Below are 20,974 nucleotides of genomic sequence, written 5' to 3'. Positions count from 1 at the left end.
CGGCGTCACGACGAGGCCGGGCCGGATGCCCGAGGGGTGGACATGAGAAGACGAGAGCGGCGCGACGAATTCACCGAGCCGCGATGGCAGGACAGGCTGTCGGTCATCGGGGTGGTGGCGCTGGCTGTGGGCCTGGTGGTGCGACTGCTCTTCAACGGGGCCGACGCGTGGCCGTCGGCGCTCGTCGGTGCCGCGCTGATGAGCGTCTGGATCGTGTTCCTGGTGCGCCGTCGCCGTCGGCACGACGCGCGGGACACCGGTGCGGAGCCGGACGACGTGCCCGCCATGGAGCGGCGGATCCTCAAGGGCGGACCGCCCCCCGAGGATCCTCGACGCCGACAGGCCCTCGCGGCGCTGGTCGACTCCCGGCAGCGGCGGCTGCGGCGCAACCGCTGGTGGGCGTTCCCGCTCCTGGCCCTCGTCTTCCTCGGTACGTCGGTCGCCTGGTTCGTCTCCGGCTCCGTCGTCGCGGGAAGCCTGACCCTCGCTCTGGCAGTCGCCTTCCTGGGCTGGCTGACCTGGTTCAACCTTCGTTTCGACCGGCGCCTGACGCAGATGCGGAGCCGGCTTCAGGGATGAGCCGAAAAGGGTGAGGGTGTGCCGTGGAGAGGTCGACGGGTCCGGCACCGCCGCTGTCGCGACGCGCGCGTCAGGTCACCAGCCCGTGCCGGTAGGCGTAGACGACCGCCTGGACGCGGTCGCGCAGGTCGAGCTTGGTGAGGATGCGGGACACGAAGGTCTTGACGGTCTCGGGGCTGATCACGAGAGCCGCGGCGATCTCGCTGTTGGAGAGGCCGTCCGCGATGAGGCGGAGGACCTCCGTCTCCCGTGGGGTCAGCGGGATGTCGTTCGAGTTGCCACGGGTGGGCCGGATGCGGGCGGCGTACTGGCCGACGAGCCGGCGCGTCACGTCGGGGTCCAGCAGCGCCGCGCCCATGGCCACGGTCCGGATGCCGTGCAGCAGCCGGTCGGGCGGCGCGTCCTTGAGCAGGAACCCGCTCGCTCCGGCGCGCAGCGCCTCGTACACGTACTCGTCCAGGTTGAACGTCGTCACCACGAGCACCTTGACGGGATGCGCCACCCCTGCGCCGGCCAGCAGGCGGGTGGCCTCGATGCCGTCGAGCACGGGCATGCGTACGTCCATCACCACGACGTCCGGACGCAGTTCGCCGGCCAGGTCGACCGCGGCCTGCCCGTCCCCGCACTCGCCCGCCACCTCCAGGTCGGGCTGCGCGTCGATGATGGTCGCCAGCCCGGTACGGATCAGTACCTGGTCGTCGCAGACCAGGACCCGGACCGGCGCGCTCATGACGGGCTCCCCGCGGGTATCCGCGCCCGGACGACGAAGCCACCGCTCGCCCTGTGGTCCGCGCTGAAGTCGCCGCCCAGGACGTCGACCCGTTCACGCAGCCCGGCCAGGCCCCGCCCGCTGCCGCCGGGAGACCCGGCCCGCGTTCCCGAGCCGTCCGTGCCGACCTCCACGGTGATCTCCCTTTCGCCATGGTGCACCAGGACCGAAGTGTGGCTTCCACGGTCGTACTTCAGTGCGTTCGTCAGGGCTTCCTGCACGACCCTGTACGCCACGAGGTCGGCGCTGCCGGTCGACGTCGCCGGGGTGCCCTCCTCGGTGAACTCCACCGGCTGCCCGGCCCGCCGCGTCTGCTCGACCAGGGTGAGGAGCCTGCCGACGGGCGGTGTCCTGGCCTCGCTGCCGGGGCCGGATCCCTGGCCGGTCCCGTGATCCGGGTTGAGCAGGTCGAGCAGGTGCCGCAGGTCGGTGATGGCCCGCCGGCCGGTGTCGCTGACGGCGGTCAGGGTCTGGTCGAGGCGCTCCGGCGCGGCGGTCAGATACCGTGCCGCCTCCGCCTGTACGACCATCGCCGTCACGTGGTGGGTCACGACGTCGTGCAACTCGCGTGCGATGCGGGTGCGTTCGGCGGCACGGGCGTCGTCGGCGACGCGGTCACGGCGCTCGGCCTCCGCGGCCCGGGCGGTGCGCATCCACACGCCGACACCCCACGCGAGGCCGATCGCCAGGTAGAACGTCACGAACTCGGCCGCCGGTTCGCCCGGACCGCGCCGGTGGAGCACGACGGCCAGCGGCACGTACGCGGCGGAGAGGACGACCAGGGTGACGCGCCGGTACCGGTCCAGATGCGACCCGGCGCTCAGCAGCGCGATGGGCAGCGCGGTGCCGGCGAGCAGGTGGTAACCGTTGACCTGATCGATGGCGAAGCCGATCGCGATCAACGCGAGGCAGAGGATGGGCCACCGTCGGCGCAGGGCGAGCGGAAGGCACTGGAGGACGGCCGCCACGCCACCCAGCGTGTCGAGGGGCTGGGTCGGCAGGCCGCCGACCTCCGTCCCGTTGCCGCGCAGCCCCGGCAGGAGCGACGCGACGAGGAGCAGCACCCCGAACGGGAGATCCCGGACCGTGACGTCGAGCCGGTGCCACAGCTCCGGAACCCGCCGACGATCGATCACCGGGGAAGTGTAGCGGTGGAGTCGACACGGGCGGCGCGCCGGGAGCGGGGCTTGATGTTGCCGCGCCGGTGGGCCAGCCACAGGAACACGATCGTCAGCAGCGCGCCGAAGCCGACCGCGTAGACGCTGCCCTCCGGCCCGAAGTCGCCGCCGGTGAGCAGCTTCGGCCCCGACATCGAGGCGTCCAGGAGTCCCTCGCTGGTTCCGTTGCCGGAGACCACGGTGCTGAAGATGCCGCCCGCGGCGAAGTTCCAGCCGAAGTGGACGCCGATCACGAGCCAGAGGTTGCGGGTGGCGGCGTACGCGGCGGCGAGCATGAAGCCGGCCTCGATGGCGATGGCGATGGCGCCCCACAGGGTGGCGTCCTCGTTGAGCAGGTGCATGAGGCCGAACACGAGGCCGGTGAGACCCAGCGAGAGGTACGTGCCGATGTGCTCCTCGATGATCCGGAACAGGACCCCGCGGAACACGACCTCCTCCGTCGCGGCGGCTGCGGCCATGAACCCGACCAGCCCGACCGCGCCCTGCACCGAGCCCAGGCCGTCGACCTCGTAGTGCCCGGCGGCGAGGAGGTTCGCGATGACGGCTCCGAACAGCCCGAGGCCGATCAGTGTCCCCCAGCCGAGCTTGGCCGCGGCACCTTCCCGGGCCACGTCCAGGGCCTGCCGGCGCTCGGTCCGCCGCACCACCCAGGCGTACACGAACACCACCAGCGCGGCTGCCGTGAGCCCGAGGACCAGGGTGAGCCAGTCGTTGTCCTTCACGGCGTTGGTGGCGATGCCACCGATGGCGTAGGCCGCGAACACGGCCAGGAACTGCCAGACAAACCTCACGCGAACTCCTTGGTCGGGCCCCGGACTCGAGCGCCGCGGGCTGCAATCGACGCTACGGATCCGGCGGCCGGAGATCGTCACCTCACGGTGGACACCTCGCCGTAGCTCTCACGGGGGACAAGACCTCCAGGCCCCCGGCCAACTGGCTAGCCTCGTGCCATGACCAGCGACTTCGCCGACGCCCTCACCTCCGGCCGCGCCCTCGTCCTCGACGGCGGGCTGTCCAACCAGCTGGAGTCGGCCGGGTACGACCTGAGCGACGCACTGTGGTCGGCCCGTCTGCTCGCCGAGGACCCGGGCGCGATCACCGAAGCGCATCTCGCCTACTTCGAGGCGGGCGCGGACGTGGCGATCACCTCCAGCTACCAGGCCACCTTCGAGGGCTTCGCCCGGCGCGGCATCGACCGGCGGCGCGCGGCCGAACTGCTCACGCTCAGCGTCGAACTGGCCCGGGACGCCGCCCACCGGGCGCGTACATCCCGCCCCCTGTGGGTGGCGGCGTCGGCCGGCCCGTACGGGGCGATGCTCGCGGACGGCTCCGAGTACCGGGGCCGGTACGGGCTCGGCGCCGGGGAACTGGAGCGCTTCCACCGGCCCCGGCTGGAGGTCCTGGCCACCGCCCGGCCCGACGTCCTCGCGCTGGAGACGGTCCCCGACACGGAGGAGGCCGCGGCGCTGCTGCGGGCGGTGCGCGGACTGGGCGTGCCGGCCTGGCTGTCGTACACGGTCACGGGCGACCGCACCCGCGCCGGCCAGCCGCTGGAGGAGGCCTTCGCCCTGGCGGCCGACGCGGAGGAGGTGATCGCGGTGGGCGTGAACTGCTGCGCCCCCGAGGACGTGGCGGGCGCGGTCGAGACGGCCGCCCGGGTCACGGGCAAACCGGTCGTCGCCTATCCCAACAGCGGCGAGGCGTGGGACGCCCGGGCGCGGGCGTGGCGGGGGCGTTCCTCGTTCGCCGCCGAGCGGGTACGGGGCTGGCGGGCTGCCGGGGCCCGGCTGGTCGGCGGGTGCTGCCGGGTGGGGCCGGGAGCCATCAGGTCGGTGGCGGCGGCACTGCCACCGGCGTGACCGGTGACCGCGGGGTTACGAGGTCGCGGGTCACGGGGTTACGGGGTCGTGAGGTCACGGGGTCGCCGCGTCGCGCCGTAGGCGGTCGGCGGGGCATGTGCCAAGATTGCGGTGAACTGGCGTTCGGGGGGACGAGTTCGACGAGGGGACGGCATGCGACGCGGGGGGCGGGCGAGGCAGCGGGCGGTGCCGCCCGGGGTGGTGGTCGCCGTCGCTGTGGTCGGGACACTGGCCGTCGCCGCCCTCGCGCTGCGGCCCCCGGCAGGACTGCTGCACGACGGCGAGGGGCCGCTGAGCCACTGGGCCGTCGTGACCCTCTCGTCCGTCGCCTGGACGGTCGGAGTCATGCGGCTCGTCGCGCGCCTCCGTCCCCGGTTCAACTCCTACCGCGCCGTGCTGTCGCCGGGCGAGGAGCGGCTGCGGGAGATCGCCGCGCCGCTGCTGCTGGCCGGGGCGGGCGTCGTCGGCGTTCTGGCCCTGGTCCTGCACCGGTTCTCCGGCAGCGCCCAGTCCGATCCACCGCCAGTCGTCCCGACGCGGCTCCCCACCCAGCCGGCTACCGGCGGGCCGGTGCCCACGGAGGGTTCGGGGGATTCGGCGCGTCTTCCGTCCCTGCCGCTGTACCTCGTACTCGGTCTGCTGGCCGCGGTCGTCGGCGTGATCGTCGCGGTGGCCGTCGTGCGACGGCTGCGACGGCTCGGGCTCAGGGTGCCGCGACACCCCGGTCACGGGAGCGCGGTGGCCGAGGACGACGACGCGCGCGTGCTGCTGTCCGCGGTGCGGTCGGGGCGCCGCGCCCTGGACGACACCGGAGACGTCCGTGCCGCCGTCATCGCCTGTTACGCCGGGATGGAGGACGCCCTCGTCGCGTCCGGCGTGCCGCGGCACGCCTCCGACAGTCCCACCGACCTGCTCACCCGAGCCGTCGGCGCGGGTCTCGCCCCCGGCCCGGCCGCCCCGCGGCTTACGGCGCTGTTCCGCGAGGCCCGCTACTCCTCGCACCCCATGGACGCCTCGCACCGCGAGGCCGCGGCCGGCGCTCTGGAGGAGATCGCCTCGCTGCTGCGGGGCCGGGAGGGCGCGCCGGTGAACGGGGAGGGTACGCGGTGAACGGGGAGGGCGCGCGGTGATCCGACCGGTGGAGGAGACTCCGGGAGGGGACATGCTCACCCTGGGCCGGCTCGGGCTGCTCTGCGGCGCGGTCGCCGGCTCCGGTGTCCTGCTCATCCTGCTCCTCGACGGGTTCGAGGCGGCCGGCGCCCTCCTGGTGCTGCTGGTCGTCGTGGCGCTGGTCGTCGCCCGGTACGCCGCCGGCGCGGCCGCCTTCGACTCCGGACGCCGGGAAGAGGTGCGGCTGCTGCGGACGCGGGCTCCGGGCATGGGCGAGTGGCGGCGGAACGTGGGGACCGCCACGGGGCCGGACGGCGCCCTCTACTACCGTGCGGTGCTCCGGCCCGAGCTGCGCCACCTCTACGCCGCCGCGCTCGCCGAACACCACCACGTCTCACTCGACCAGCAGCCCGAGCGGGCGGCCGCGTTGATCGGCCCAGAGCTGTGGCCGTGGCTCGGGACCGAGCCACCCCGGGCCGGGCCCGGCGGCGAGGTTCCCGTCGACGTGCTGCACCGCCTCGTCGACCGGCTCGAAACGCTCAGCGCACCCCGCGCCCCGCACCCGCACCCGCACCCGCACCCGCACCGGTAAGGAACAGCCACGTGACGACTGACCCCACGCCCGGGCTTCGCACCGCCGAGCAGGTCGGCGAGGAGGCCGGCGCCGTACTGCGCGAGATAGGCCGTGCCGTCGTCGGCAAGCCGGACGCCCTGGAGCTGGTGATGCTGGGTGTGCTGGCCGGCGGCCACGTCCTCGTCGAGGACCTGCCGGGGCTCGGCAAGACCCTCCTCGCGCGGTCCTTCGCCACCACGCTCGGTCTGGACTTCCGCCGGATCCAGTTCACGCCCGACCTGCTGCCCTCCGACGTCACCGGAACGCCTCTGTACGACCAGCGCACCGGTGAGATGGTGTTCCACCCCGGCCCGGTCTTCACCCACCTCCTGCTCGCCGACGAGATCAACCGGACGCCGCCCAAGACACAGGCCGCGCTGCTGGAGGCGATGGCGGAGTCGCAGGTGACCGTGGACGGCGAGACCCGGCCGCTCGCCGACCCGTTCCTGGTGATCGCGACCGCCAACCCGGTGGAGTACGAGGGCACCTACTCCTTGCCCGAGGCACAGCTCGACCGGTTCCAGCTGCGCGTGCGGATGGGTTATCTGACCGCCCGTGAGGAACTGGCGATGCTACGGGCCCGGATCGACCGGGCCGCGCCCGAGGCCGTGCTCGACCGGCTCGCAGGGCCTGCCGACGTCGTGGCGTGGCGGGCCGTGGTCGAGCGTGTGGAGATCGACGACGACCTGCTGGAGTACGCCGTCGCGCTGGTCGGCGCGACCCGCGGCCATCCCCAGATCAGCATCGGCGCCTCGCCGCGCGGCGGACTCGCCCTGGTCCAGCTCGCGCGGGCCCGCGCCGTGCTGGACGGCCGTGACTACGTCGTCCCGGAGGACGTCAAGTCCCTCGCGGTGCCCGCGCTGGCCCACCGGGTGTCGCTGCGGCCGGAGTTGTGGGTGCGCGAGGTGTCCACGGACGACGTGCTGCGCGAGATCGTCGGCAGTGTCGGCACGCCGGCGACCCGGCGTACGGCCGCCGCCGTCACCAACGCCTCGTCATGACCGCACCGCCGCCGGACGCGGGTGTGGTCCGCGCCCTGGAAGGGCGCACCGCCCCGGCGCAGGCACCGCCCCCGCCGCCCGGCGGGCCGCGTCCGGGCGAGCGGACGCTGCGCCTGCTGACCGTCGCAGTCATCGCACTGTCCGCCGCGCTGCTCACCGGGCGGGCATGGCTCCTGGCACTCGCGGCGGCACCGCTGGTACTGCTCGCACTGGCGCTGCCCCGGGCCCACCCACGGCGCGTCGAGACGTCGGCGAGCGTCGAACCGGGCCGCTGCTTCGAGGGCGACACCGTCACCCTCCGCATCTCGGTGGCCCACGACGGCGACGCCGTCCGCCTCGACCCCGGTGTCACGCTCGGCCCCGGCCTGCGGCTCGACGAGGTCGTCGTCGGCCCGTCCACGGTGACGCTGCGCCACACCGCGCTGCACTGGGGACGCTGGTCGCTCGGACCTGTGGACCTCGACGTGTACGACGCCGGAGGCACCGTGCGTCGCACCGTGCGCGTGGAGGCGGCCGAGGTGGCCGTGTTCCCGCACGCCGCGCAGTCACGGTTCACGCCGATCCCGGCACGGCTGCCGCAGCGGCTCGGCGAGCACGCCTCACCGCAGGCCGGAGAGGGGGTCGAGGTCATCGGAGTGGGCCCCTGGGTGCCTGGGGAACGGCAGCGGCGCATCCACTGGCCGTCGACGACCCGGCGCGGAGCCGTTCAGCTGCACCGGTTCGCGGCCGAGCGGGCCGCCGACACGGTGATGCTGATCGACGCGTTCGGGGACGTCGTCGACCCGGTGACCGGGGTGTCGTCCCTGGACGAGACGGTGCGCGCCGCCACCGGGCTCACCCGGGCCTATCTGCGCACCCACGACCGGGTGGGGGTCGTCTCGACCGGGGGCACCACGCGCTGGCTGGCGCCGGGCACCGGTGACGCGGCGTTCTACCGCATCGTGGAGAGCGTCCTCGACGTCCGCAAGGACCGGCGGTTCGACGCCCCCGGCCTCGAGCGGCTGCCGCCGCCCGCGCTCCCGGAGGGCGCACTCGTGTACGTGTTCACCCCGCTCAGCGACGCACGGGTGCTGAAGGTGCTGCGGGACCTCCAGGCCCGGGGGCGCCGCCCCGTCGTCGTGGAGATCCCGAGTGGCGACCCGCGAGTCGAACCGGGTGACGTGGCGGGCGAGTTGGGGCTCCGGCTGTGGCGCGCGGAGCGGGACGCGATGCGCTTCGCCCTGCGCGACAGCGGGGTGCCGGTGCTGCGGCACGGAGCGGGTGAGTCGTTGGATCTGGCCTTGGCGCCCCTGCTGTCGGGGCGTGTCGGCGGAAGGGGGCGCGCTGGATGACGGTACTGAATGCCCGGGTCGGCCTCCGGGAGTACCTGTTCTACTGGGCCGGCACCCTGCCGGTGCGGGTGCTGGGAGCGGCGGCCGTCGTGACGGCGTGGCGTCCGTGGACGACGGTGAGCGGCACACGGGGTGCGCTCGCCCTCGGCTGCGCGGTGGTCTTCGCCGTATGGGCGGCTCCGGCGCTGGACCGGCGGCCGTCACTGGAGTCCACGCGATGGTCCCACCGCCTGCTGCGACACCGGACGACGGTGCTGGCGGGTGGCGTGGTGATGATCGCGTCGACCGGCGATCCGGCCCGGTGGGAAGGGGCCTGCGTGGTCGGGCTGCTGGTCGCCTACCTGGTGACGAGCGAGACGTGGCCGTGGCGGTGGGGCCGCGGGGCCGCGCGCGCGTGGGCGGAGGCGGTCGCGGCCTGTGCGGGGGCCGGCCTGGTGGCGGTCGCCGCGGTGGTCCCGGTGACCGGGCCCGGGTCCATGACGGGCCGGGTTATCGCCGCCGGGGTGGTCGTGGGCCTGGTGGCGGTCGGTGGCGGGGTGACGGTCGCGCGACTGCGGCGGGACGACGGATAGCCGAAGGCGCCGCGCGGCGCCCGTCATCACTCGGGCCTCGGGAGCACGATACCGGCGGGGAAGCGCGCCACCCCCACGGCCGCCTCCCCCGCACCCCGAGCGACACCCAGCTCACACCACACGATCTTGCCGGGGGCCCGTTCCTCCACGCCCCACTTGTCCGCCAGCTCCGACACGAGCAACAGCCCGCGCCCGCCCTCCCTCGGCTCCCGTACGTCCGCCTGCGGCACCGCCGGGACGCCGTCCCCACTGTCGTGCACCTCCACGCGTACGCCGTCGCCGTCGCCGTACGGAAGCAGCCGCAGCAGAAAGCCCCGGCCGGACGGTACGCCATGTACCAGGGCGTTGGTCGCCAGTTCGCTGACGCACAGCTCCACGTCGTCCGCGCGCTCACGCATGCCCCACTCGGCGAGCGCCTCCCGCGCGAACGCCCGTGCGGCGGGCACGGACCATCCACATCCGCGACTCCAAGACCACCAACCCCACCGCCCCCCACATCACCGTCGAACCAGCCGCCTGGACCGCGTTCCTCGCGTGGTGACGTCGGCCTTCCACAGGTCGAACTCGGCATCGCGCGGGCCGTACTCCGTACGCGCCGCGCCGTCGCCGAAGACGCGCACGGGGTGCGTGGCGTCCCACGCCGTCCAGCCCGGGTCGCCGGACTCCGCGAACCGTACCCACGCCCCGTGCATCGCGTCGGCCAGCTCCTGCGGGGCACCCTCGCCCGCGAGTCTGCGGGAGTCGGGCGTGTCCCCAGAGTCGAAGACGAAGCCCAGCTCCAGGGCGTGGCAGGCGCCCAGGTCGGGCAGCCGGGACGGCCAGGCGAACTCGTAGACGTGGGACGAGCCCGGCCGCGCGTCGGCCAGGCGGTGCATCGGGATGCGGAGCATGTGGTCGGTGACCAGTTGGCCGACGGTCTCGGCGGCACCGACGTCGGGCCGCAGGGCGCGGTAGCCGCGTACGACCTCGTTGCCGCAGTGGACGCGGGCGCGCGCACCGGCCAGGGCGACGGCGCCGAGCCGGTCGACGCGTTCGAGGAGTCCGCCGGGTACCAGCCAGAGCCGGTACTCGTCCCGGGTCCAGCCCATCATCAGGTCGACGCCGGGCGCGGCCCCGCCCTCTACGAGCGCCTCCAGCGGGTCGCGCGGGAGTACGTCGCCATCGACGACGATGCCGAAGGCGGGGCCGCCGAGTACGGGGCTGCTGAGCCTGCCCACGTCGGCCTGGGCGCGAAGCAGCTGGTCCCGGTCGGCGGCGGCGAAGGCCTCGGCGGTGGCGGGGATCCTCAGGCGGGAGGCGATGCGGCGGACCATCCGCCGTACCTTGTCGCGGTCGGAGGCCTCCGGCGCGCCGCTCTGCAGCACGGCCCGCCGGAACAGGCCCTGGGCCCGGGGAGCGGCGAGGAGGGCGCCGGTGCTGATGGCTCCGGCGGACTGACCGGCGACGGTGACCCGGTCGGGGTCACCACCGAAGGCGGAGATCGACTCGTGCACCCAGGTCAGGGCGGCGAGCTGGTCACGCAGGCCGGCGTTGGCGGGGGTGTCCGGGAACAGTCCGTAGCCTTCGATGCCCAGCCGGTAGTTGATCGACACGCAGACCACGCCGTCCCGGGCGAAGGTGCGGCCGTCGTAGACGGGTACGGCGGAGGAGCCCCTGGTCAGCGCGCCGCCGTGCAGCCAGACCAGGACGGGCAGCCGGGCGCCGGGGCCCGGCTCGGGGGTCCACACGTTGAGGTTGAGGCAGTCGTCGCCGGGGATCGCCGGGTCGGAGAGGTACTGGGCGAAGGCGTCGGAGTACGGCGGTTTCGGCGCCGTGGGGCCGAAACAGCCCGCGTCGCGCACGCCGCCCCAGGGCTCGGGCGGCACGGGCGGGCGGAACCGCAGAGGGCCGAAGGGAGGAGCCGCGTACGGGACACCCCGAAACACGGCGACTCCGTGCTCGTACCTGCCGCGTACCGCCCCGTGCGGCGTCCTGACCACGGGGTTCGTGTCCGCCATCACCCGCTCACCAGCCCTTCGCCGCACTGATGCCCTGCCGCACTGCTCATCTCACAGCGTCCCGGCGAACGGAACTATTCCGGACCTCCCGCTCGGCGCCGCTGGGGGACAATGGAAGCCACGCACGCCCGCTACGCGCTGACGAGGAGGCCGTCGTGACCGTCGACCCTCATCGCCCGAGCCACCACTCCCCGAGCCAGTCCCCACCCGTGACGATCGCCGAGGCCGACGGGCAGCACGCCGTGCTGGCCTTCTCCGGCGACCTGGACGCCCCCGCGCTTCGCGTACTGGAGGAACTCCTCCTCGACGAGCGTCTGCGGCAGCCCGGCGCCTGGACCCTTGAGATGAGCGACCTGCACCACATCGACCTGGCCTGCGCCTACGCGCTGCTACGGGCGGTCACGCGGGCCCCGGATCCGGCCGCCATCACCGTCCGCGGGTCCCACCCGGCCGTTCACCGGACCCTGCGGCACGCCGGCCTCGAAACGGTCGCCACCTTCGAGGACTGACCGGCCGGGCCGCCGCCCCGCCTCTCCCCGCCTACTTGCCTGACAGGAAAGTCAAAGGTAACTTTCCCATCAGGAAAGTCGAGCGTGCGTGAAAAAGGGAACGGGGAGGCGGTGGCCGTGAGCTCACCGGTGGACGCCGAACAGGCGTGGCGGGATCTTCAGCGGATCCGGGTTCCGCAGGAGCGGGTGTTCGACGAGTTCGAACGGTCCGGGGTCAACGGCCCCGGCGCGACCTACACCACGGCCGCGATCATGTGGGTCTTCCTGGCCGCACTGGGCCTGGACCTGCCCCGGTGGGGCGTCTGGCTGGCCCTCGCCGCCTACGTCACGCTGCTGAGCGCACTGGCCGTGAGATACAACCGCAGGAGCCGGATGCGACTGCACCACTCCCACGCCGACTGGCGCATGCTCGCCTCGTTCGTCGCGGGGATGGTGGTGACCGGCACGACGATCGTGCTCTCCGGCCACCTGCTCGAGTCGCTGGATCCCATGTCGGCCAGTCTCATCCAGGCCACGGTCTCGGCGGCCGTGTACATCGCGTGCGTCGGGACGACGACCCGCTGGTCGACCGGCGCGTTGCGCGGCCGCGGTGCGCGGACGGCCCGCGAGGAGGCGAACCGGTGATCCCCACCGGCTTCGACGAGCTGATCCATCCCGCCACCCGGCTGTCGGTGGTCTCGCTGCTCGCCGCCACCGAATGGGCGGACTTCGCGTTCATCCGCGACAGCCTCTCACTCAGCGACTCCGCACTCTCCAAACAGCTGCACACCTTGGAAGAGGCCGAGTACCTGGAGATCCGCAAGGAGGGCGGCGGCCGCAAGAGGCGCACGAGGGTACGGCTGACGGACCGCGGCCGCACCGCCTTCGAAGGGCACGTGGCGGCGCTCCGGGCGATCGTCGAGGGCGCCGGTCCGGCGGCGACGGCGACCGAGTTGGCACCACGGCAGCAGCAACCCTCGAAGGCAGGACGATGACGCGGCACGAGCACCCGACCGCCCGACCGGTGATCCGGATACGCGACCTGACGATGGCGTACGGCGACGTCGACGTCCTCCACGGCATCGACCTGGACATCCACCGGGGCGAGGTCCTCGCCCTGCTCGGACCCAACGGCGCCGGCAAGACCACCACCGTCGAGATCCTGGAGGGCTTCCGGCAGCGCTCCTCCGGAGAGGTCACCGTCCTCGGCGCGGACCCGGAGCGGGGCGACGACGCCTGGCGCGGCCGCATCGGCCTGGTCCTGCAGTCCTGGCGCGACCACCCGCGCTGGCGGGTCGCCGAGCTTCTGACTCATTTCACGACGTACTACCCGGACCCGCGCGACCCGGACGAGCTGCTGGCCCTCGTCGGCCTCACCGAGCAGGCCGGCCGGCAGGTGAACCGGCTCTCCGGCGGTCAGCGCCGGCGGCTGGACGTGGCGCTCGGCATCGTCGGCCGCCCCGAACTCCTCTTCCTGGACGAGCCGACCACCGGCTTCGACCCCGAGGCGCGGCGCGAGTTCCACCTCCTGGTCGAACGGCTGGCCCGCGACGAAGGCGTCACCGTCCTGCTCACCACACACGACCTGGTGGAGGCCGAGCGGCTCGCCGACCGGATCGCCATGCTGGTCGGCGGCCGCATCCGGGCCTGCGGCACCCCGTCGGAACTGGCCCGGGGAGCCGCCGCCCAGGCCGAGGTCCGCTGGACGGCCGACGACGGCACATCCCGCCGCGAACGCACGGCGGACCCCTCACAGCTGGTCTGGGAACTCCACCGGGACGCGGACGGCCCGATCGCCGACCTGGAGGTCCGCCGCCCGACGCTGGAGGACACCTACCTGCACATGGTGCACCGGGAGTCCGACGACACGGACGAGGCCGTGGACAGGAAGGCGCAGGCCGCATGAGGGAAACACTCGAAACACCCCGAGCACCCCAAACGCCCCGAGCACCCCGACCACACGGAACACACATGATGAAGAGGCACTGGCGGGCCGGCTTCCTGCGCGGCGGCATCGAGCTGCGGCAGCTCCTCCGCACCCCGAAAGAGTTGTTCGGCCATCTGAGCAACGTGGTCGTCGCCCTGGTGATCGCCGGCTACATGAGCGACGACGTGCCAGGCACCGACACCCCGATGGCCCATCTCGTGCTCGCGGGCTTCGCCGCCTACCTGCTGTTCCAGATCGGGCTGATCAACCTCCCGCAGATGCTGGTGACCGAGCGGGAGGAGGGCGCCCTGCTGCGGCTGCGCGCGACACCCGGTGGGATACCGGCGTACCTCATAGCCAAGTGCCTGCTGGTGGTCGGCACGGCGGTCGGCACCCTGGTCCTGCTTCTCGCGACCTCGGCACTGCTGGTGAACGGCCCGCTGCCGTCCGGGCCGGGCGACTGGCTGACGCTGCTGTGGGTCACCATGCTCGGGCTGCTCGCCGTCGTGCCGCTGGGCGCGGCCATCGGCGCCGTGCTGCCCAACCCGCGCGAGGCACTGGCGTTGATCATGCTTCCCGCGATGGGGCTGCTGTTCACCTCCGGAGCGGTGATCCCGATCACCTCCATGCCCGTGCCGGTCCAGCAGGTGGCCTCCGTCTTCCCGCTCAAGTGGATGGCACAGGGCCTGCGTTCGGCGCTGCTGCCGGACTCCGCGCAGGCCGCCGAGGTGGCCGGAGCCTGGGAACTGCCCATGGTCGCGCTGGTACTGACCGCCTGGACCGTCCTCGGATTCCTCCTCGCGATCCCCCTCCTGCGCCGCGCCGCCCGTCGCGAGTCCGGCTCCCGCATGACCGCCCGCCACCGCAAGGCGGCCCAGAGCGGGGCGATGCCCGCGTAGGAGATCGCGCCCGCGCCCGTCGCCCGTAGCGGCGTCACTCCCTACCGAACCACGCCTCCGCGAGCGCGGACAGCGTGCCTTCGGCAGGCGCGCCCAGTTCCCTCATGTACCAGGGAAGGTTGCTGTACACGTGCAGCAACGTGTACGCGAGCAGTTCGGACGGTTCGAAGGTCCGGCCGTAGGCCTTGGCGAGCCGGGCCAGCAGGTGTGGATCGCCGCGGGTGACGAACAGGCCGACGCCCACGAAGTCGTACGCGCGGTCACCGATCATGGCCGGCTCGAAGTCGAAGAGCCCGGTCAGGCGCCATCCGTCGGGGTCGACCAGGAAGTGCTGCTGCATGACCTCGGTGTGCAGCAGGGAGGGGGACGGAGTGCGCTGCAGGGCGGCCGCCGCGATGAAGTCCGGTATTTGCTCCAGCCAGGCGGCCGACAGTCCGTGTCCGCGCTGCTGTTCCACGGCACCGTCTGCCTGACGGTCCAGGAAGGCACCCCAGTCTCCCGGTCCGAGGACGTCCCCGAGGGGGGCGGAGTCGAGCGAGTGCAGGACCGCGAGGGCCTCACCGACCTCGGTGACGAGCCGCTCCCGGTCGGCCCGCGCCACGCTCCCCCAGGAACGGGCCAGGTTCTCACCGCGCAACCGGGACATCAGGACGTACTGCCAGCCGTTCTCGTACGGACCGAAGTCACGCACCCTCGGTGTCGGTACCGGCAGCCGCCCGTCGATGTGGGAGAGGACGCGGCCTTCGGCGACGCCGTCCTGGGCGGCTGCTTTGGGGAACAGCTTGAGCACGTGCTCCTCCCCCACCGCGTAGACCGGCTGCGAGCCGTCGGGGAAACGAGTCAGCGGTGCGCCGGCGAGGCCGAGTCGCGCACAGAGATCCTCCGCTCCCGGGCGCATCACCGTCTCGTCGGGGACGATCGCGTCCCACTCCTCGTCCGTTTCCACTATGGGCAGCATGATCGGGACCGTAGATCACCGGATGGCCGTGAGCAACGGGATTTCACGGCTCACGCCGCTGTACCCCGGCCGGCCGCGCCGCCCAGGTGATGCCGCCCCGCAGATGAGCGCGGAAGTCGGGGTCGGTGTAGGCGTCGGCGGCGTGGCCGAGGGCCGTGTAGAAGACGCGGCCGGCGCCCTGTTCGCGGCACCAGACCAGCGGATGGTCGTCGCCCATCCTGCCGCCCTCGTACGACGACTCGTCGGCGCGGGCGAGGACACGGACCGCGCCCCGTGGGTTGGTGCGGAAGTCGTACCACTCGTCGGTGAACTCCCAGACGGCGGGCAGGTCCCGGGTCGCCGGGTGGTCGTGGTCCTCGACGACCACCCGGCCCGGCTGGTGAGCGGGGTGGCGCTCGAAGCGGGCGCCGAGCAGTTCGCCGTAGTACGGCCAGTCGTCCTCGGTGCAGGCCGCCGCGTGCACGCCGACGAAACCCCCGCCCGCCTCGACGTACGCGGCGAGCCGGGCGCGGCCGGCCGGGGTGAGCACCTCGCCGCTGGTGGAGAGGAAGACGACGGCGGCGTACGGGTCGAGGGGCCGTTCGAAGGCCGGCGGTTCCTCGGTGGCCTCCACCGTGAAGTCGCCGAGCGTGTGCAGCGCCGCGATCCCCGCCGGGATCGAGTCGTGCCGGTAGCCGGTGGTGCGGGTGTAGAGGAGAAGCCGGGGAACCATGAGCATCGCCCTTCGCCGTGGACGGTCAGCCGCCTATGCCCACGCTGTTGTCGGGGGCGCCGTCACCGAACGGGGGCAGGTCGCCGCGTTCCACGGGTGTGGTGACGGGCTTCGGTGAGGGCAGGGTGGCCGCGGCCTCGGCGGCGTCGGGCCGGTGGACGGACACGGCGGCGTCGCGCAGGACCTCGCGCGACACGTCGTCCGCCTCGGCGGACACCTTCACCACATGCCCGTTCTTCGGCAGGGCGTACTCGTGCCGACCGCCGCCCGTGCGGTAGAAGGTCTCGGCGTCGGGCTCGCACGTGGTCGATTCGCCGCTGATGTCGCCGACCGGTTGGCTGCGGCAGGTCTCCTCGGTCATCGAGCCCCGCTCGATCATGATGTGGACCACGGCTCCCGAGCCGTCCGTGTAGGCGGCGGAGAAACCGTCGTCGCCGAGCACGCCGACGGACTGCTGGGCCAGGGTGAAACCGGGGATCCTGGTGACGTAGACCAACTCGGGCAAGGCCCCCATCGCCTTCGCCCGCTTCTCGAGTTCGTCGGGGGCGAGGGGAGCCGCGTCGGCCCTGGCGGATGCGCTGGCGTCCGCGACGGCGGTGGCGTCGACGGCGTCCGGGTCTTCGGCCGGGTCCCCCGTACCGCACGCGGTGAGCAGCAGCGGGGTCAGCAACAGCGGCAGGACGCGCGCGCGACGATTCATACGCCCATCCTGCCGCACAGGTGTTCCACAGCGGAGTCGTTCCGTGTCCGATTCCTTCAAGAGCGCGCCCGCGCGCCCCGCCTACGGTGGCCCCATGACCGCACGATTCAACGCCATCGGCCTCGTCGTCTCCGACATGGCCGCGTCCGTGACCTTCTACCGCCGGCTCGGTTTCGCGTTCCCCGAGGACGCCGGGGGCCGGCCGCACGCCGAGGCCGAGTTGCCGGGCGGAATCCGGCTGCTGCTCGACACCGAGGAGTCCGTCCGTTCCTTCCACCCGGGATGGCAGCCGCCGGCCGGTGGCGGGCGGCACTCGCTCGCGCTGCTGTGCGACAGCCCAGCGGAGGTGGACGCGCTCTACGAGGAGCTGACCGGCGCCGGGTGCCACGGCGAGCTCAAGCCCTGGGACGCCGTCTGGGGGCAGCGGTACGCCGTCGTGAACGACCCGGACGGCCACGGGGTGGACCTGTTCGCGCCGCTAACCGCGTCGGCCCAGTAGTTCCCCGGGCGCCACGCCCGCCAACTCCCGCACGTCCCGGGTCAGATGGGCCTGGTCCGCGTAACCGGACCGGGCGGCCGTCTCGGCGAGGGGCGTGCCGGCGCGGGCCAGGTCCAGGGCTCGCTGGAGGCGCAGTACGCGGGCCAGGGTCTTGGGACCGTAGCCGAACGCGGCCAGTGAACGGCGGTGCAACTGGCGTGCGCTGACGCCGAGTCCGTCGGCGGTGGCGGCGACCGGGCGGCCCGCGTCCAGGGCGGCCACGATCCGGCGCAGCAGCGGGTCGGGGGGCTCGGTCTCGGCCGCCCGGGACAGCGCCGCCTCCTCCAGGCCGCTCGCCGGGTCGGGGGCCGCGGTCACCCGCGCGGCCAGGCGCCGTACCCGGTCGGCCGGCCAGAGGTCGGTGAGGTCGACGCGCCGGTCGCGCAGTTCGTGGGCGGGGACGCCGAGGAGGGCGGGCGCGGTGCCGGGGTAGAAGCGGACGCCCGTCCAGGGACCGGGGGCGCCCTCGGTGACGTGTGCGCGGGTGTCGGGGCCGGCGACCAGCAGGCGGCCGTCGTACCAGAGCAGGTCCATGCAGCCGTCGGGCAGGACCCGGCCCGTGCCGGGCGCGGTCGGGGTGTTGGTCCACACCACCGCGCCGGTCAGCCGGGACGCCCGTTCCGCGTACACGGATGCCAGGCTACGCCGACGCCTTGCGGTACTCCTGCGGGCTGACGCCGTACACCCGTTTGAAGGCCGTGGACAGGGCGAACGCGCTGCCGTAGCCGACCTGGCGGGCGATGGCGCCGAGGGTGTCGTCGGTGTCGCGCAGCCGGTCCGCGGCGACGGCGAGGCGCCAGCCGGTGAGGTAGGCCATGGGAGGTTCGCCCACCAGGCCGGTGAAGCGCCGGGCGAGCGCGGCGCGGGAGACCCCGGCCTTCGCGGCGAGCGAGGCCACCGTCCAGGGGTGGGCCGGGTCGTCCTGGAGCAGCCGCAGCGCCCGGCCGACGACCGGGTCGCCCAGGGCCCGGTACCAGGCGGGCGGCTCGGCCCGCGGGCCGGCGAACCAGGCGCGCAGCGCGGTGATGACCAGCAGGTCCAGGAGCCGGTCCAGGACGACCTCCTGACCCGGTTCGTCTCGCGTGACCTCCGTCATCAGCAGGGGTGTCAGCGGGGTGTCCCACCCGTCGGAGGGGAGGGACAGCAGCGGCGGCAGGGCGTCCAGCAGCCGGCCGCCGATCTCGCCGCGCACCAGGTAGGTGCCGATCAGCAGCACCGCGCCGCCGTCGGTCCGCCCGCCCCAGGTGCGCACACCGAGGTCCATCGAGCCGCCCAGGGGGCGTCCGTCGGGGTAGTGGCACTCGCCGCCCGGCAGGATCACCGCCTGCGGCGGGGTGGCGGGGTCGTCGGCGCAGGTGTACGGGTCGGGACCCCGCGCGATGGCGAGGTCGCCGGCGCTCAGCCGCAGCCGCTCCCCGGTGTCCGGGACGATCCAGGCGTCGCCGCGGACCATGAGCATCACCGTCAGCGGCGCCCGGTCCTCGACCCGCACGGCCCACGGCGGGTCGAAACAGGCGCGGATCATGAACGCGCCCCGGGCGCGGGGCCCCTCCAGCAGACTGGCGAGTGCGTCCATGGCGCCACAGCGTAGACGTAGGCGTATGCCGGCGAGTCGTTCGGCGATGGGCGCGTAGGGCGGCCGGCGGTTGACTGGAGCCATGACAGACATGGCGGACATGAGGGCGCACGGGGACATGCGGGGACACGGGGACATGACGGTCGTGGTGACGGGGGCGTCCGGTCGTACCGGGCGGCGGGTGGCCGAGGCGGCGCGGGCGGCCGGGCTGACGGTGCGGGCGGCGTCCCGGGCGACCGGCTTCGACTGGCGGTCCCCCTCGACCTGGGCGGACGTCCTGCGCGGCGCCGACGCGGCCTACCTGGCCTACCCGACCGATGTCGGCGCCCCCGACGCCGCCGAGGCGGTCGGGGCGCTCGCGCGGGAGGCGGCCGGGTGCGGCGTACGGCGGCTGGTGCTGCTGTCGGCGCGGGGCGAGGAGCAGGCGCGGCCCACCGAGGAGGCGCTGGCCGGGGCGGGCATGGACTGGACGGTCGTACGGGCCGCCTGGTTCGCGCAGAACTTCAGCGAGGGGCCGCTGGTGGAGGAGCTGCGGCAGCGCGGGGAGCTGGTGTTCCCGGCCGGTGACCGGGCGCGGGAGCCGTTCGTGGACCTGCGGGACGTCGCGGACGTGGTGGTGGCCGCGCTGACCTCCGGCGACCGGTACGCCGGGCGGGTGCTGGAGGTCTCGGGGCCTCGGCTGCTGACCTTCGGGGAGGCGGTCGCCGAGATCGCGAGGGAGACGGGCCGCCCGCTGACGTACCGGGCCGTGTCGCCTCGCGAGTACGGGGAGAACCTGGCCGGCTTCGGGGTGCCGGAGGAGGAGGTCGCGTTCCTCGTGGAGCTGTTCGGCGACCTGCTCGACGGCCGCAACGCCCGTCTGTCGGACGGGGTCCGGCAGGTGCTGGGCCGTGCGCCGAGGGACTTCGGGGACTTCGTACGGGAGGGCGCGGCGGCGGGGGCGTGGGCCGCGGGGGCGTCCGACCGGTCCTAGGGGCCTGGCCGGCCGGTTACGAGGCCTCCGGCTTGTCGTGGTTCACGGGCGGGTGGTTCTTCACCTGGGTGCGCAGGCGGGACGTGACGTCCTCCGGGGGCAGGAAGCGGGACCAGCGTTCCGGGAACTCGGAGGGCATGTCGGGGTCCGCCTCGCCGTTCGCGGCGGAGCGGGCCACGTACTCGGCGACCTGGGCCTGCCGCAGCCGCTCGTTGGCCTCGCGGGCCGCGGCGGTGGCGGCGGCCGGCCAGACCCGGTCGATGGCCGCGTTGACCGCGGCCCCGACCAGCACCGCGAACGCGGACACGCCGATCCACAGCAGCACGGCGACGGGCGCGGCGAGCGAGCCGTAGATGGTGGGGCCCTCGACGGTGTTGGTGAGATAGATGCGCAGCAGGAAGCTGCCGAGCACCCACATCGCGAGGGCGACCAGCGCGCCGGGCACGTCCTCGATCCACGGGGAGCGCACGGGCACGGAGACGTGGTACAGCGTGGTCAGGAAGGCGACGGACAGGATGATGACGACCGGCCAGTACAGCACCTGGACGACCGTCGTGGACCACGGCACGATCCCGACCACGACGTCCGGGCCGGCCACCATCAGCGGCAGCGCGATGGACCCGATCAGCAGCGCCACGAGGAACAGCAGGAACGCCATCAGGCGGGTCTTGACGATCCCCCGGACGCCGTCGAGGCCGTACATGACGGTGATGGTGTCGATGAAGACGTTCACCGCGCGGGAGCCCGACCACAGGGCGAACAGGAAGCCGAGGGAGATGACGTCGGGCCGGCCGCCCTTCATGACGTCGTCCAGGATCGGCTCGGTGATCTGTTCGACGCCCTTCTCGGAGAGCACCGCGCGGGAGGCGTCCAGGATGCTGGTGCGCAGGCTCTCGGTGGTGTCGGCGCCGATCCACAGGTCGACGTAGCCGAGCAGGCCGATGACGCTCAGCAGCAGCGGAGGCACCGACAGCAGCGTGAAGAACGCGGCCTCGGCGGCCAGGCCGAGGATGCGGTACTCCATGCACGAGTTGACCGTGTCCTTGAGCAGCAGCCAGGTGGTCCTGCGTTTGGATACGTTCCGGTACAGAACCCGGGCACGATGGAGCCGGCCGGAGGGCCGTTCGGGGGATTCACTTGCTGGCTGCACGACCTAAAGGTATCCGCCGCGGAGGGTCGCACTCATCCGCGGAC

At 73.5% G+C, this 20,974-nt stretch carries 25 protein-coding genes and 1 pseudogene; 15 read left to right on the top strand and 11 right to left on the bottom strand.

The window, feature by feature from the left end:
• The first annotated feature begins 42 nt into the window (after positions 1-42).
• On the top strand, positions 43-579 hold the full coding sequence (locus tag QC283_RS28435) for a hypothetical protein (RefSeq protein WP_279564564.1): 537 nt from the start codon (positions 43-45) through the stop codon (positions 577-579).
• 70 nt (positions 580-649) lie between these two features.
• Here QC283_RS28435 and QC283_RS28430 read toward each other — a convergent pair whose 3' ends face one another.
• The 3 genes from QC283_RS28430 to QC283_RS28420 are packed head-to-tail and all read right to left on the bottom strand — an operon-like array spanning position 650 to position 3,317.
• Entirely contained in the window at positions 650-1,309 is a 660-nt protein-coding gene (locus QC283_RS28430; RefSeq protein ID WP_279564563.1) for a response regulator transcription factor, read from the bottom strand.
• Positions 1,306-2,484, bottom strand: coding sequence for a sensor histidine kinase (locus tag QC283_RS28425; protein ID WP_279564562.1), 1,179 nt, complete (start codon positions 2,482-2,484; stop codon positions 1,306-1,308). Before QC283_RS28425 ends, QC283_RS28430 begins: the two co-directional genes overlap by 4 nt.
• Positions 2,481-3,317 carry a CPBP family intramembrane glutamic endopeptidase gene (locus QC283_RS28420; protein WP_279564561.1) on the bottom strand — a complete coding sequence of 279 codons (837 nt, stop codon included), beginning with the start codon at positions 3,315-3,317 and terminating at the stop codon, positions 2,481-2,483. Before QC283_RS28420 ends, QC283_RS28425 begins: the two co-directional genes overlap by 4 nt.
• Before the next feature lie 159 nt (positions 3,318-3,476).
• On the opposite strand from QC283_RS28420, the gene mmuM reads away from it, so the two are divergent.
• From mmuM to QC283_RS28390, 6 genes are all read left to right on the top strand, one after another.
• On the top strand, positions 3,477-4,385 hold the full coding sequence (gene mmuM, locus QC283_RS28415) for a homocysteine S-methyltransferase (RefSeq protein ID WP_279564560.1): 909 nt from the start codon (positions 3,477-3,479) through the stop codon (positions 4,383-4,385).
• Between the two features lie 153 nt (positions 4,386-4,538).
• Positions 4,539-5,495: a DUF4129 domain-containing protein gene (locus tag QC283_RS28410; RefSeq protein WP_279564559.1), complete on the top strand. Its 957-nt coding sequence runs from the start codon at positions 4,539-4,541 to the stop codon at positions 5,493-5,495.
• Positions 5,496-5,511: 16 nt separating this feature from the next.
• Positions 5,512-6,087, top strand: coding sequence for a hypothetical protein (locus QC283_RS28405; protein WP_279564558.1), 576 nt, complete (start codon positions 5,512-5,514; stop codon positions 6,085-6,087).
• Between the two features lie 11 nt (positions 6,088-6,098).
• A complete protein-coding gene (locus tag QC283_RS28400) occupies positions 6,099-7,109 on the top strand; it encodes an AAA family ATPase (protein ID WP_279564557.1) in 1,011 nt (336 codons plus the stop codon).
• Positions 7,106-8,440, top strand: coding sequence for a DUF58 domain-containing protein (locus tag QC283_RS28395; protein ID WP_279564556.1), 1,335 nt, complete (start codon positions 7,106-7,108; stop codon positions 8,438-8,440). The genes QC283_RS28400 and QC283_RS28395 overlap by 4 nt, the downstream gene beginning before the upstream one ends.
• Positions 8,437-9,012 carry a hypothetical protein gene (locus tag QC283_RS28390; protein WP_279564555.1) on the top strand — a complete coding sequence of 192 codons (576 nt, stop codon included), beginning with the start codon at positions 8,437-8,439 and terminating at the stop codon, positions 9,010-9,012. The genes QC283_RS28395 and QC283_RS28390 overlap by 4 nt, the downstream gene beginning before the upstream one ends.
• Positions 9,013-9,038: 26 nt before the next feature.
• Here QC283_RS28390 and QC283_RS28385 read toward each other — a convergent pair.
• Positions 9,039-9,461, bottom strand: a pseudogene (locus tag QC283_RS28385) (ATP-binding protein); the annotation flags it as partial.
• Here QC283_RS28385 and QC283_RS28380 point away from each other — a divergent pair.
• A complete protein-coding gene (locus tag QC283_RS28380; protein WP_279564553.1) occupies positions 9,446-9,553 on the top strand; it encodes a DUF397 domain-containing protein in 108 nt (35 codons plus the stop codon). The pseudogene QC283_RS28385 and the gene QC283_RS28380 sit on opposite strands and share 16 nt — an antisense overlap.
• On the opposite strand, the gene QC283_RS28375 is transcribed toward QC283_RS28380, so the two are convergent.
• A complete protein-coding gene (locus QC283_RS28375) occupies positions 9,510-11,009 on the bottom strand; it encodes a carboxylesterase/lipase family protein (protein ID WP_279564552.1) in 1,500 nt (499 codons plus the stop codon). The two genes, QC283_RS28380 and QC283_RS28375, sit on opposite strands and share 44 nt — an antisense overlap.
• Before the next feature lie 155 nt (positions 11,010-11,164).
• On the opposite strand from QC283_RS28375, the gene QC283_RS28370 reads away from it, so the two are divergent.
• From QC283_RS28370 to QC283_RS28350, 5 genes are all read left to right on the top strand, one after another.
• Positions 11,165-11,518: an STAS domain-containing protein gene (locus QC283_RS28370; RefSeq protein ID WP_279564551.1), complete on the top strand. Its 354-nt coding sequence runs from the start codon at positions 11,165-11,167 to the stop codon at positions 11,516-11,518.
• A 117-nt stretch (positions 11,519-11,635) separates the two neighbouring features.
• Positions 11,636-12,142: a hypothetical protein gene (locus QC283_RS28365; RefSeq protein WP_279564550.1), complete on the top strand. Its 507-nt coding sequence runs from the start codon at positions 11,636-11,638 to the stop codon at positions 12,140-12,142.
• Positions 12,139-12,492, top strand: a complete 354-nt coding sequence (locus QC283_RS28360; protein ID WP_279564549.1) for a transcriptional regulator — start codon at positions 12,139-12,141, stop codon at positions 12,490-12,492. Before QC283_RS28365 ends, QC283_RS28360 begins: the two co-directional genes overlap by 4 nt.
• On the top strand, positions 12,489-13,403 hold the full coding sequence (locus QC283_RS28355; RefSeq protein WP_279564548.1) for an ABC transporter ATP-binding protein: 915 nt from the start codon (positions 12,489-12,491) through the stop codon (positions 13,401-13,403). Before QC283_RS28360 ends, QC283_RS28355 begins: the two co-directional genes overlap by 4 nt.
• Before the next feature lie 68 nt (positions 13,404-13,471).
• A complete protein-coding gene (locus tag QC283_RS28350) occupies positions 13,472-14,323 on the top strand; it encodes an ABC transporter permease (RefSeq protein ID WP_279564631.1) in 852 nt (283 codons plus the stop codon).
• Positions 14,324-14,357: 34 nt separating this feature from the next.
• Here the strand turns inward: QC283_RS28350 and QC283_RS28345 are convergent, their stop codons facing one another.
• Genes QC283_RS28345 through QC283_RS28335 form a run of 3 tightly spaced genes read right to left on the bottom strand, consistent with a single transcriptional unit; the run spans position 14,358 to position 16,693 of the window.
• On the bottom strand, positions 14,358-15,281 hold the full coding sequence (locus tag QC283_RS28345) for an aminoglycoside 3'-phosphotransferase/choline kinase family protein (protein WP_279564547.1): 924 nt from the start codon (positions 15,279-15,281) through the stop codon (positions 14,358-14,360).
• A gap of 43 nt (positions 15,282-15,324) precedes the next feature.
• Positions 15,325-15,993: a ThuA domain-containing protein gene (locus tag QC283_RS28340; RefSeq protein WP_279564546.1), complete on the bottom strand. Its 669-nt coding sequence runs from the start codon at positions 15,991-15,993 to the stop codon at positions 15,325-15,327.
• A gap of 25 nt (positions 15,994-16,018) precedes the next feature.
• Positions 16,019-16,693: a hypothetical protein gene (locus QC283_RS28335; RefSeq protein WP_279564545.1), complete on the bottom strand. Its 675-nt coding sequence runs from the start codon at positions 16,691-16,693 to the stop codon at positions 16,019-16,021.
• 94 nt (positions 16,694-16,787) lie between these two features.
• On the opposite strand from QC283_RS28335, the gene QC283_RS28330 reads away from it, so the two are divergent.
• Positions 16,788-17,192 carry a VOC family protein gene (locus QC283_RS28330; RefSeq protein WP_279564544.1) on the top strand — a complete coding sequence of 135 codons (405 nt, stop codon included), beginning with the start codon at positions 16,788-16,790 and terminating at the stop codon, positions 17,190-17,192.
• On the opposite strand, the gene QC283_RS28325 is transcribed toward QC283_RS28330, so the two are convergent.
• Together QC283_RS28325 and QC283_RS28320 are read right to left on the bottom strand one after the other, a co-directional pair.
• Positions 17,172-17,861 (bottom strand): helix-turn-helix transcriptional regulator, encoded by a 690-nt coding sequence (locus QC283_RS28325; protein WP_279564543.1) that lies wholly within the window; start codon positions 17,859-17,861, stop codon positions 17,172-17,174. The two genes, QC283_RS28330 and QC283_RS28325, sit on opposite strands and share 21 nt — an antisense overlap.
• Positions 17,862-17,871: 10 nt before the next feature.
• The gene (locus QC283_RS28320) at positions 17,872-18,807 is read right to left on the bottom strand and encodes an AraC family transcriptional regulator (RefSeq protein ID WP_279564542.1); all 936 of its coding nucleotides are present in this window, start codon (positions 18,805-18,807) and stop codon (positions 17,872-17,874) included.
• Between the two features lie 82 nt (positions 18,808-18,889).
• Between QC283_RS28320 and QC283_RS28315 the strand changes: the two genes are divergently transcribed.
• Complete coding sequence (locus tag QC283_RS28315) at positions 18,890-19,780, top strand: NmrA family NAD(P)-binding protein (RefSeq protein WP_279564541.1); 891 nt, start codon at positions 18,890-18,892, stop codon at positions 19,778-19,780.
• Positions 19,781-19,796: 16 nt separating this feature from the next.
• Here the strand turns inward: QC283_RS28315 and QC283_RS28310 are convergent, their stop codons facing one another.
• Positions 19,797-20,930: a YihY/virulence factor BrkB family protein gene (locus QC283_RS28310; RefSeq protein ID WP_279564540.1), complete on the bottom strand. Its 1,134-nt coding sequence runs from the start codon at positions 20,928-20,930 to the stop codon at positions 19,797-19,799.
• Positions 20,931-20,974 lie beyond the last annotated feature (44 nt).

This window comes from Streptomyces sp. DH41 (genome assembly GCF_029813785.1).
GTDB lineage: Bacteria > Actinomycetota > Actinomycetes > Streptomycetales > Streptomycetaceae > Streptomyces.
The sequence above is the reverse complement of the archived record's forward strand: the minus strand, read 5'-3'. Positions and strand labels throughout refer to the sequence as shown.